Origin of the sequence: Novosphingobium sp. HII-3 (genome assembly GCF_002916655.1) — a bacterium.
GTDB lineage: Bacteria > Pseudomonadota > Alphaproteobacteria > Sphingomonadales > Sphingomonadaceae > Novosphingobium > Novosphingobium panipatense.
In genome coordinates, this window is the sequence record NZ_PPSM01000057.1 from 18,041 (window position 1) to 27,733 (window position 9,693).

Below are 9,693 nucleotides of genomic sequence, written 5' to 3' on the forward strand. Positions count from 1 at the left end.
CCGGCCAGCGCCATCGCTCAACCGTTGACGATGATGCCGCCGTTCGGATGCAGAACCTGCCCGCTCATGTAGCTGGCGTCGTCGCACGCGAGGAACAGGAAGGACGGGGCCACCTCGTTGGGCTGCCCCGGACGGCCCATGGGTGTGCTTTCACCGAAATGCTCCAGCTTGTCCGGCGTGGCCCCGCCGCAGGGGTTCAGCGGCGTCCAGATCGGACCCGGGGCAACGGCGTTCACACGAATACCGTGCTCGATGAGGTTTTCGGACAGCGACCGCGTGAAGGCGGTGATGGCGCCCTTGGTCGAGCTGTAGTCGAGCAGTTCCTTGCTGCCCTGGTACATGGTTACGCTCGTGCAGTTGATGATCGCGGCGCCGGCGGAAAGATGCGGACGAACCGCCTGCGTCATGAAGAACATGCCGAAGATGTTGGTCTGGAAGGTGCGGCGCAGCTGCTCCTCCGAAATGTCCATGATGTCCTTGTCGGGATGTTGCTCGCCGGCGTTGTTCACGAGGATGTCGATGCGACCGAACGCCGCCAGCGTCTCTTCCGCGACTTTCTCGCACATCTTGCGCGAGCCGACGTCCGCGCGCACGGTGATCGCCCGTCGCCCTTCCGCCTCGACGATCCGCTTCGTCTCCGCGGCGTCATCGTCTTCGAGCAAGTAGACGATGGTTATGTCCGCGCCCTCTCGCGCATAGAGCGCGGCCACGGCACGCCCGATGCCGCTGTCGGCGCCCGTGATGACCGCGACCTTCCCCTGCAGCCGGCCCGATCCGGGATACCGTGGCTGCCACTCCGGCTTGGGTTCGAGAGTGCTCTCGTGGCCCGGTAGCGGGTCTTCGTGGATCATCTCGTTGGTCTCGGTCATGTGTATCTCCTTTCCAGATGGAACGAAGGCACCGCGGCGCGGTTTCCCCGCGCCTGCCGTTCGTCGCATCTGCGGAGCCTTCGACGGAGAACGCAGGCCTTCAGAGATTCACGAACCAGAGCCCGGCGGCAATGGCACAGGTCAGGACGAGGAGCCCTTGCGCCGATCGACGGAACCGCTGCGGCGGTATCGGCGCCAGAGCGATCAGCACGGCAAGAAGCGAGCCCAGCCAGAAGATCGCGGCCAGCGGCGCCTCGTTGCCAAGGGCGAACCGTGCGGCCAGCGAGAGCGCCAGCGCCGAGGGCATGCCCCAGACGACCGCGTCCCAAGCCTTGAGCAGCCGGGGCTCGTCATGCCCGCGGCGGCGGCGCTTGCCGAGCCAGATGTACGTGCCGGTCGCGCAGATCGCCGTCAGGGCCAGCCCGAACAGGACATAGGCCATCTTGACCGGAAGGCCGCCGAAATTGCCGAAATGAAGCCGATAGTTGGACGCGGCGATCTGCTGCCCCACCTCTCCGTCGGAAAGTCCGGCCGTGGCGATGAAGCGGCCTTGCCCGTCGAAGCGATAGGTTTCGCCGAAAATCAGGCGACGCTCGTGGAGCGCGGAAACCTGGATCTCCTGCCCCCGGGTGAGCGGATCGTGCAAGGTGACGTACGTGATGGTGCGCGAGGGATGCTGGCGCGCCATATAGCCTAGCGCCGCCGCCACGTTCGGCGCCGGGGCCGCGCTGGCGTCATGCTCGCCCTCCTCGCCGAAAAGGGGCGCGTAGACCGCTTCGATGTCGCCGTCATGATCGAGCGCGGCGATGGTGAAGGCGGTGACAGTCGCAAGGCCGATGACGGCTCCGGTCAGGGCGACGGCCACGGAAAACGGGAGAGTCCAGACGCTCATCCGGTTGTGCCAGTCGGCAAGGGCCACGCCGTTGCCGTTGCGCGCGCGCAGCAGGAAGGCATCGCGGAAGATGCGCGGGTGAGCGACCACGCCCGAGAGGGCAAGCGCAAGCATCATGACGCCGAGGATGCCGACGATGGTGATGCCCACGAGCGCCGGCAGGTTGAGCGTATAATGCAGCGCGACGAGGAAGTCCGACCAGGCGATCTCCTCGGCATTGGCAAGCGTTCCATCCGTGTTCACGTGGGTCGCGCGGGTGTCGGTGGTGATGGTCGTGCGCGGCAGTTCGGGCACCGGCATGTGAACGTAGAGGTGCGTCGTGGTAGGCCCGCCGCGCTCGGCATCCAGTGCCGCCTCCACGCCCCGCTGTACAGCCTGCGGGGTGATGGTGCTCATTTCGGGGGCACGCACCTGCTCCACCCGCTGCATCTCGGCAAAGAAGACGGCGAGGGTTCCGGTGAGGCTGACGAGGTAAAGCAGCGCTCCGCCGAGGAGGCCGATGGCGGCATGCGCGGACAGGGCCCGCTTGACGGTGGAAGGTTCAGGCGCAGTCGTCATGCGGCGATCCCGGCGGCAAGAGCAGGCAGAAGGGGAAGGCTTGCGAGGGCCAGTATCTTAAGCTGCCCTTGGCGGTCCGCCCGCATCAGCACCGCATAGGTGATGAGTGCCCAGACCAGCGGGGCCGCCATCAGCGCCGTGACCAGCGCGTTGGCGGTGCTCCAGCCCAGGGCTTTTCCGAGCTGCACCAGTGCCAGCGCCGCTCCGACAGAAGGGACGAGCGGCAGGACGGCGACCAGCAGAAAGGTGATCAGGCGGCGACCTGTCCGTCGCGGTTCGTTGCCTTCCGGCAGCATCCCCGCCCGTCGGTTTGACGCAGGCGACCGCGCCGCAGGAGCCGTCAGAGCGGCAACAGCGAGCAGGACGAAAGCCGCGCCCATGGCCCACAGGGCCGAGACCGTCGAGCCCCAGGCGCCGGCCCCGGCCCAGCCCCCGGCGACGGAAGCCGCCAGCAGGCCCCAGCCCAGCGTATTCAGCACCGAGGACCGCTTCGCGCGCGACCACGCAAAGCGCAGCGTGCCGATCCCGAGGACGGCGGCCAGCGCAGAAGCGGCGATCAAGGCATCCGTCGCCATCATTCAGCGCCGGGCCTGGCGGAAAGACTGATGCACGGCGGCACGGCCACAAGGAGGGCAGGCAAGTTTCGACAACGCACTCGGGTCCCCTGACGTTTATCCGCGAGCCTTTAATGCGAGTTACTTGCATTAACAAGGTCGTCAAAAAAGAAGGAGCCCCGGGCGATGCCGAGGCTCCTTCGATTTCGTCAGCCGCGACCGCGAGCCGGCGCGAAGGCCGTCAGGCCAGAGCGCCGTGACAGTGCTTGTACTTGTTGCCCGAACCACAGGGGCACGGTGCGTTGCGGCTGATCTGGAGATCGGCCCAGGGATTACCCTCCCCGTTCGCCCCGACGCCGTCCGGGCTACCTGCGAGCGCGCCGAACAGCTGCGGCATGGCGGCGGAACCGTCGCCATCGTTGCTGTTGTCGAGCCCGCTGAGCGGATCGATGTGCCCGGTCAGGAAGTCCGGCAGTTCAGGCAGCTCCGCAGGCTCCGCCATCCGCAGTTCGCTGACGGAAATGATGCGGGTGACGTCTTCGCGGATGGTGTCGAGCATGCGCTCGAACAGGCCGAAGGCTTCCTGCTTGTACTCGTTGATCGGCTGCTTCTGGGCATAGGCGCGCAGGAACACCACCTGACGCAGCGCGTCGAGCGTGGCGAGGTGCTCCTTCCAGTAATGGTCCAGGCGGTCGAGCAGGATCGACTTCTCGACCTGGCGCCAGATCGCCGGATCGTCCTGCGCCATCTTGGCTGCCATGTGCGCGTCGGCAAGCTCCGTGATGCGCTGCTCGATGTCCTCCGGTTCGAGCCCGTCTTCCTCGATCCACGCGGAGATCGGCGCGTCGACATTAAGGATGTCCTTCACCTTGACGGTGAGTTCCTCGACCTTCCAGTTCTCCGGATAGGAGCCGGCCGGGCAGGTGTCCGCGACAAGGGCGTTGATGGTGTCGTGGCGCATTTCGACGACAACGTCGTCCACGGCATCCGCATCCATGATGTCGGCGCGCTGCTCGTAGATGACCTTGCGCTGGTCGTTCATCACGTCGTCGTACTCGACGACCTGCTTGCGCACTTCGTAGTTGCGGGCCTCCACCTTCTTCTGCGCCGTCTCGATCGCCTTCGACAGCCACTTGGAGCCGATCGCCTCGCCATCCGCGAGGTTATTGTTCATCATCTTGGAGAACAGGGTGTCCGGACCGAAGATGCGCAGCAGGTCGTCCTCGAGGCAGAGGTAGAACTTCGACATGCCCGGATCGCCCTGGCGGCCGGAACGTCCGCGCAGCTGGTTGTCGATGCGTCGGCTTTCGTGACGCTCCGTACCGATGACGCAGAGGCCGCCCGCCTCCAGGACGAGACGCTTCTGCTCCCCCACCTCGGCCTTGATGCGCGCGATCGCGGAGTCGCGTTCCGGGCCTTCGGGCAGGTCACGCAGCTCGTCCTCGACGCGGAACTCGACGTTGCCGCCCAGCTGGATGTCCGTACCGCGACCGGCCATGTTGGTGGCGATGGTGACAGCACCGAGAGAGCCCGCCTGCGCCACGATGTGCGCTTCCATTTCATGGAAGCGAGCATTCAGGACCGAGTGCTTGACGCCTTCCTTGTTGAGGAAGTCCGACAGCAGTTCCGACTTTTCGATGGACACGGTACCGACGAGAACTGGCTGGCCCTTCTCGTTCTTTTCACGGATCAGCTTCGCGATGGCCGCGAACTTGTCCATCGTGTTCTTGTAGAACTCGTCCTCCTCATCGACGCGCTGGACGGGCACGTTCGTGGGGATGGTGACGACGTTCATCTTGTAGATGTCGTAGAACTCGCCCGCTTCCGTGGCGGCCGTACCGGTCATGCCGGACAGCTTCGGATACATGCGGAAGTAGTTCTGGAACGTGATCGAGGCGAGGGTCTGGTTCTCCGGCTCGATGCGGACGCCTTCCTTGGCTTCCACCGCCTGGTGCAGGCCGTTCGACCAGCGACGGCCATCCATCATGCGGCCCGTGAACTCGTCGATGATGACGACCTTGCCGTCCTTCACGATGTAGTCCGTGTCGCGCTTGAACATGAACACGCCCTTCAGGGCCTGGTCCAGATGATGGACGACCTGCGTGTTCTCCACGTCGTAGAGGTTGGAGCCCACGAGGAGACCGGCCGCTTCAAGCAAACGCTCGGCCTTCTCGACGCCGTCTTCGGTGAGCGAGATGTTCTTGGTCTTCTCGTCCGCCTCGTAGTCTTCGGGCTGGAGCTGCTTCACGATGGCATCGACCTGGACGTAGAGCTCGCTCTTGTCGTCGGTCGGACCGGAAATGATCAGCGGCGTCCGCGCCTCGTCGATCAGGATCGAGTCGACCTCGTCGACGATGGCGAAGTTGAAGGGGCGCTGCACCATCTGGCTGCGCTCGTGCTTCATGTTGTCGCGAAGGTAATCGAACCCGAACTCGTTGTTCGTACCGTACGTGATGTCGGCGCCATAGGCTTCGCGCCGCTCCCACTCATTTAGGTTGGGTACGATGACACCGACCGTCAGGCCCAGGAAGCCGTGCAGCTTTTCCATCTGCTCCGCGTCGCGGCGGGCGAGGTAGTCGTTCACCGTGACGACGTGGACGCCCTTGCCCTCGAGCGCATTAAGGTAGGTCGCCGTGGTGGCCACGAGGGTCTTGCCCTCACCGGTGCGCATCTCGGCGATTTCGCCGCGATGAAGCACGATGCCGCCGATCAGCTGAACGTCGAAGTGGCGCATGCCGAACACGCGCTTCGAAGCCTCGCGCACGGTAGCGAACGCTTCGGGCAGGATGTCGTCAAGAGTAGCGCCGTCCGCCAGCAGCTGGCGGAACTTGGGGGTCTGAGCGGCCAGTTCCTCGTTGCTCATCGCCTCCAGCGTGGGCTCAAAGGCGTTGATGCGGCCGACGACCTTGTCGAGCGACTTGACGTAACGCTCGTTGGACGAGCCGAAGATGGATTTGACGAGTGCGCCGAGCATGGCGGGGAATCCCTGTTTTCGTGAATGCGTATGATCGATGTGCGCGCGCCGCAGCGAGGCTGGGCGCGAAAAGGTCGCGAGAAAGCGAGGAATGCGCGAACGCGCTATTCGTGCGCGCGGTCTATGCCGGTCAGGACCGTCCTGACGACGATCGGAGTCGGCTCGGCAGTCCGCAAGGGTGCCTGGCGGCGCGTGTTGCGCAGACCGGGTTCCGGCAGGCGCGCCAATGCGACGGGAGCCCGTGGTGACTTTGCGGCTGTACGTTCGAACGCTGCGGAGACCTGCTGGGCGGCCATCTGCGCAACCCGCGCTTCGGCAGGGCCGATCTGCGCGGCAAAGCCCGTAAGCAGGGCAAGCAGGGTCAGGAGCAGGCGATGTGCCATCAGCTCGTCAGATAGGGTCGATGACGGGATGTGTCCACATGCGTTTGCGGTGAACGCCTCGCAGCACGGCTTTCACGCCCTCGACAGCACTGCCGGGATCGGGCGGAAAGACTATCGGCTGCGCCAAACAATGGCCTGGAATACAGGTAACTCCCTTCTTCACGCTTTCCTACAACTCTCCTGGAAATGTAGCGTCCATTCGGTGCCCCTGCCCCGACCTATCCCGCATCCCGCCACCGTCTGCACCCAGGCCTCCATGAACCGCAAGGCCTTGCTTCAGGACCGTGTAAACCGTGTAAACCTCTCGCAGCGGGTAACCCTCACCCCAAGCTCCCTTGACCTCCAACGCGCACGCGCTAGGCACCCTGCACCATGGCCTACACCGTTTCTCCGCTCGCCTCTCCCTTCCCTGTTCTGCCCGATATCGCGGGTGCTACGCCGCACGCCGTCCGTGCGGGATACAAGGACTGGGGGCGATGCGACCTGACCTACGTCACCCTTGATGAAGGCACGACGGTCGCTGGCGTCTTCACCCGAAATCTCTGCTGCTCCAGCGAAGTAGAACTCGGCCGCGCGAATATCACGCAGGGCCATGCCCGCGCCCTCGTGGTGAACGCCGGCAATTCCAACGCCTTCACCGGTTACCGTGGCCGGGAGGCGGTGGAGCAGATCATGGACCAGGTCGCCGCCCATCTCGGCTGCGCGAGGGAGCAGGTCTTCGTCTCATCGACCGGTGTGATCGGCGTGCCCCTCCCGAAGGACAAGGCGCGCGAAGGCGTCGCCAAGGCTCTCCTCGCAGAGCCATGCTCGTGGGAAGAGGCGGCGAACACCATCGCGACGACGGACACTTTCGCCAAGGGTGCCACGGCAACGGCGATGATCGGCGACACGAAAGTCACGATCAGCGCCATCATCAAGGGTTCTGGCATGATCGCGCCCGACATGGCGACGATGCTGGGCTACATCTTCACCGATGCCGCCGTGGAACCCGCCTTCCTGCAACAGTGCCTCTCGGCCGCGAACGAGCGCACGTTCTCCTGCATCACCGTTGATTCGGACACCTCGACCAGCGACACCGTGCTCGCCTTCGCGACGGGCAAGGCCGGTAACACGCCGCTCGCCTCGTTCGAAAGCGCCGGCGCGGACGCCTTTGCAGCGGCGATTCACGACGTCTGCCTGCAGCTGTCCCACCTCGTCGTCCGGGACGGCGAAGGGGCCCAGAAGTTCATCGCCGTAAGCGTCACCGGCGCCGTTTCGGACGAGAGCGCCCGCAAGGTCGGCATGGCCATCGCCAACTCGCCGCTGGTCAAGACCGCCATCGCCGGGGAGGATGCGAACTGGGGCCGCGTGGTGATGGCCGTGGGCAAGGCGGGTGAGCCCGCCGACCGTGACAGGCTCTCCATCGGCTTCGGCGGCACATGGGCCGCCCGTGAGGGGCTGCCGCTGGCCGACTACGACGAAGCGCCCGTCGCCGCACACCTCAAGGGGCAGGACATCTCCATCGAAGTGGACCTCGGTCTCGGCGACGGTGCGGCGACTGTCTGGACCTGCGACCTTACGCACGGGTACATCTCGATCAACGCGGACTACAGGAGCTGAACATGGCTGGGGCAGAGCCGTTCTTCACGATCTGGGGCCGCCTGAATTCGCACAACGTGAAGAAGGTCGTCTGGTTCGCGGAGGAGCTGCGCCTCGCGTACCGCCGCCACGACATCGGCGGCGCTTTCGGCTACACCGACGCTTACCTTGCAAGAAACCCGAACCGGCTCGTCCCGATGATCGAAGATGGCAAGATCGTCCTCTGGGAATCGAACGCGATTTTGCGGTACATGGCGGCGGAATACGGCGGCCCCGCCTGGTTTCCCGCCGATCCGATCGACCGCGCGCTGGCGGACCGGTGGATGGACTGGCAGATCACTTACGCGGATGCGCAGCGCGAGCCGTTCCTGGCGTTCGCCCGCACGCCGGAGGATCAATGGGACTATGACGCGATCGCCCGCCGCATCAACCAGTGTGCGCAGCACCTGAAGGTCATGGACACGTACCTCGGTGAGAGGCCCTGGCTCTCCGGAAGCCAGTTCGGAATCGGCGACATCCCCATGGGTGTCTACGCTTACACGTGGTTCAGCCTGCCGTTCGACAAGCCGGAGTTCCCGGCCGTGGCCGACTGGTACGCCCGGATCCGCGAGCGCCCCGGCTTCGGGGACAAGGTCATGATCCCGCTGACATGACACGTTCATCGCTTACACCCAGCCTGCACGACGCCGTGGAAGCCATCATGCGCGAGGCGAGCGGCGCTGCGATCCTCCCGCATTACCAACGTCTCGCGGCAAGCGAGATCGACGCGAAGGCGCCGGACGACGTCGTCACCATCGCTGACAAGGAAGCCGAGCTTCTCCTGACGGATCGCCTCGCGGCGTTGCTTCCGGAGGCCGCGGTCGTTGGAGAAGAAGCCGTCTACGCAGATCCGTCCGTGATGGAGCGCCTGAAGGATCGGCTCTGCTGGATCGTCGATCCCTTGGACGGAACCAACAACTTTGCGGCCGGAAAGCCCCCGTTCGGCATCCTCGTCGCTCTCGCGGACAAGGGGGAGACGATCGGAGGCTGGATCCTCGATTGCCTGACAGGACGGTTCTGCAAGACCGATCTCGGCGGCGGAGCCTGGATCGACGGCGCACGCGTGAGCGCACGCGCAACCGGATGCCAACCGCCGGTCGCGGCCATATCGACCGTCTTTCTCGACGAAGGCGCACGCCAGAAGGTGCTGACTCACATAGCGCCGGAGTACACCCTGGTGGACATTCCGCGATGCGCTGCCGAGCAGTACCCGCGGCTGGTCCTGGGCATCAACGACATCTCGGTGTTCAACCGCACCTTGCCGTGGGACCACGCGGCAGGCGTGCTGTTCCTGAACGAAGCGGGCGGCATGGCGGCACGGCCCGATGGCAGTGCCTACAGGGTCGACGAATACGACCGGCGCGACCTCATCGGCGCATCCAGCCCGCAGCTGTGGGACAGCTTCGCCGCCCTCACCGCCGCGATGGGCTGAGCGCCCGAACGCCTCCCAAAACGAAAGCCCCCGCCGCTTTTCGCGGCAGGGGCCTGCTGGGAAACACAAGGGCAGAGCGGCTCAGAGCTCGCTTTCGATCCAGCCCTTGAGCGCGCTCTTGGGTGCCGCGCCAAGCTTCTTCGCCACCGGCTGGCCGTCCTTGAACAGCACCAGCAGCGGGATAGACTGCACGCCGATCTGAGCCGGCGTGTCCGTGTTGGCCATGATGTCCATCTTGGCGATGGTCACCTGTTCGCCCAGTTCCTCGGCGATTTCCTCAAGCGCGGGAGCGATCATCTTGCACGGACCGCACCAATCCGCCCAAAAGTCGACGAGGACGGGCTTGTCGGACTTGAGGACGTCGGCCTCGAAGCTGGCATCGGTGACGGCAATGGTGGACATCGAAACACTCCT

Annotated in this window: 9 protein-coding genes; 3 read left to right on the forward strand and 6 right to left on the reverse strand. The window is 65.0% G+C overall.

Annotated features, from left to right (window positions below; genetic code table 11):
• Nucleotides 1-17 precede the first annotated feature (17 nt).
• The 5 genes from C2R25_RS16595 to C2R25_RS16615 form a co-directional block, all read right to left on the reverse strand.
• Nucleotides 18-869, reverse strand: coding sequence for a glucose 1-dehydrogenase (locus tag C2R25_RS16595; RefSeq protein ID WP_103730271.1), 852 nt, complete (start codon nt 867-869; stop codon nt 18-20).
• Nucleotides 870-969: 100 nt separating this feature from the next.
• Complete coding sequence (locus C2R25_RS16600; RefSeq protein WP_103730272.1) at nt 970-2,319, reverse strand: PepSY domain-containing protein; 1,350 nt, start codon at nt 2,317-2,319, stop codon at nt 970-972.
• The gene (locus tag C2R25_RS16605) at nt 2,316-2,897 is read right to left on the reverse strand and encodes a hypothetical protein (protein ID WP_158250714.1); all 582 of its coding nucleotides are present in this window, start codon (nt 2,895-2,897) and stop codon (nt 2,316-2,318) included. Before C2R25_RS16605 ends, C2R25_RS16600 begins: the two co-directional genes overlap by 4 nt.
• Nucleotides 2,898-3,114: 217 nt before the next feature.
• Nucleotides 3,115-5,847 carry a preprotein translocase subunit SecA gene (gene secA / locus C2R25_RS16610; RefSeq protein WP_103730274.1) on the reverse strand — a complete coding sequence of 911 codons (2,733 nt, stop codon included), beginning with the start codon at nt 5,845-5,847 and terminating at the stop codon, nt 3,115-3,117.
• A 104-nt stretch (nt 5,848-5,951) separates the two neighbouring features.
• Entirely contained in the window at nt 5,952-6,230 is a 279-nt protein-coding gene (locus tag C2R25_RS16615; protein WP_103730275.1) for a hypothetical protein, read from the reverse strand.
• A gap of 372 nt (nt 6,231-6,602) precedes the next feature.
• Between C2R25_RS16615 and argJ the strand changes: the two genes are divergently transcribed.
• The 3 genes from argJ to C2R25_RS16630 are packed head-to-tail and all read left to right on the forward strand — an operon-like array spanning nt 6,603 to nt 9,279.
• Complete coding sequence (argJ, locus tag C2R25_RS16620) at nt 6,603-7,829, forward strand: bifunctional glutamate N-acetyltransferase/amino-acid acetyltransferase ArgJ (RefSeq protein WP_103730276.1); 1,227 nt, start codon at nt 6,603-6,605, stop codon at nt 7,827-7,829.
• Nucleotides 7,830-7,831: 2 nt separating this feature from the next.
• A complete protein-coding gene (locus tag C2R25_RS16625) occupies nt 7,832-8,461 on the forward strand; it encodes a glutathione S-transferase family protein (protein ID WP_103730277.1) in 630 nt (209 codons plus the stop codon).
• Nucleotides 8,458-9,279 (forward strand): inositol monophosphatase family protein, encoded by an 822-nt coding sequence (locus tag C2R25_RS16630; protein WP_103730278.1) that lies wholly within the window; start codon nt 8,458-8,460, stop codon nt 9,277-9,279. The genes C2R25_RS16625 and C2R25_RS16630 overlap by 4 nt, the downstream gene beginning before the upstream one ends.
• An 81-nt stretch (nt 9,280-9,360) precedes the next feature.
• Here C2R25_RS16630 and trxA read toward each other — a convergent pair whose 3' ends face one another.
• Nucleotides 9,361-9,681 (reverse strand): thioredoxin, encoded by a 321-nt coding sequence (trxA, locus tag C2R25_RS16635; protein ID WP_103730279.1) that lies wholly within the window; start codon nt 9,679-9,681, stop codon nt 9,361-9,363.
• Nucleotides 9,682-9,693 lie beyond the last annotated feature (12 nt).

What these genes read in the sequence shown, in the direction of transcription:
- C2R25_RS16595 (WP_103730271.1), bottom strand. Translation starts at nt 869, where the DNA reads ATGACCGAGACCAACGAGATGATCCACGAAGACCCGCTACCGGGCCAC.
- C2R25_RS16600 (WP_103730272.1), bottom strand. Translation starts at nt 2,319, where the DNA reads ATGACGACTGCGCCTGAACCTTCCACCGTCAAGCGGGCCCTGTCCGCG.
- C2R25_RS16605 (WP_158250714.1), bottom strand. Translation starts at nt 2,897, where the DNA reads ATGATGGCGACGGATGCCTTGATCGCCGCTTCTGCGCTGGCCGCCGTC.
- secA (WP_103730274.1), bottom strand. Translation starts at nt 5,847, where the DNA reads ATGCTCGGCGCACTCGTCAAATCCATCTTCGGCTCGTCCAACGAGCGT.
- C2R25_RS16615 (WP_103730275.1), bottom strand. Translation starts at nt 6,230, where the DNA reads ATGGCACATCGCCTGCTCCTGACCCTGCTTGCCCTGCTTACGGGCTTT.
- argJ (WP_103730276.1), top strand. Translation starts at nt 6,603, where the DNA reads ATGGCCTACACCGTTTCTCCGCTCGCCTCTCCCTTCCCTGTTCTGCCC.
- C2R25_RS16625 (WP_103730277.1), top strand. Translation starts at nt 7,832, where the DNA reads ATGGCTGGGGCAGAGCCGTTCTTCACGATCTGGGGCCGCCTGAATTCG.
- C2R25_RS16630 (WP_103730278.1), top strand. Translation starts at nt 8,458, where the DNA reads ATGACACGTTCATCGCTTACACCCAGCCTGCACGACGCCGTGGAAGCC.
- trxA (WP_103730279.1), bottom strand. Translation starts at nt 9,681, where the DNA reads ATGTCCACCATTGCCGTCACCGATGCCAGCTTCGAGGCCGACGTCCTC.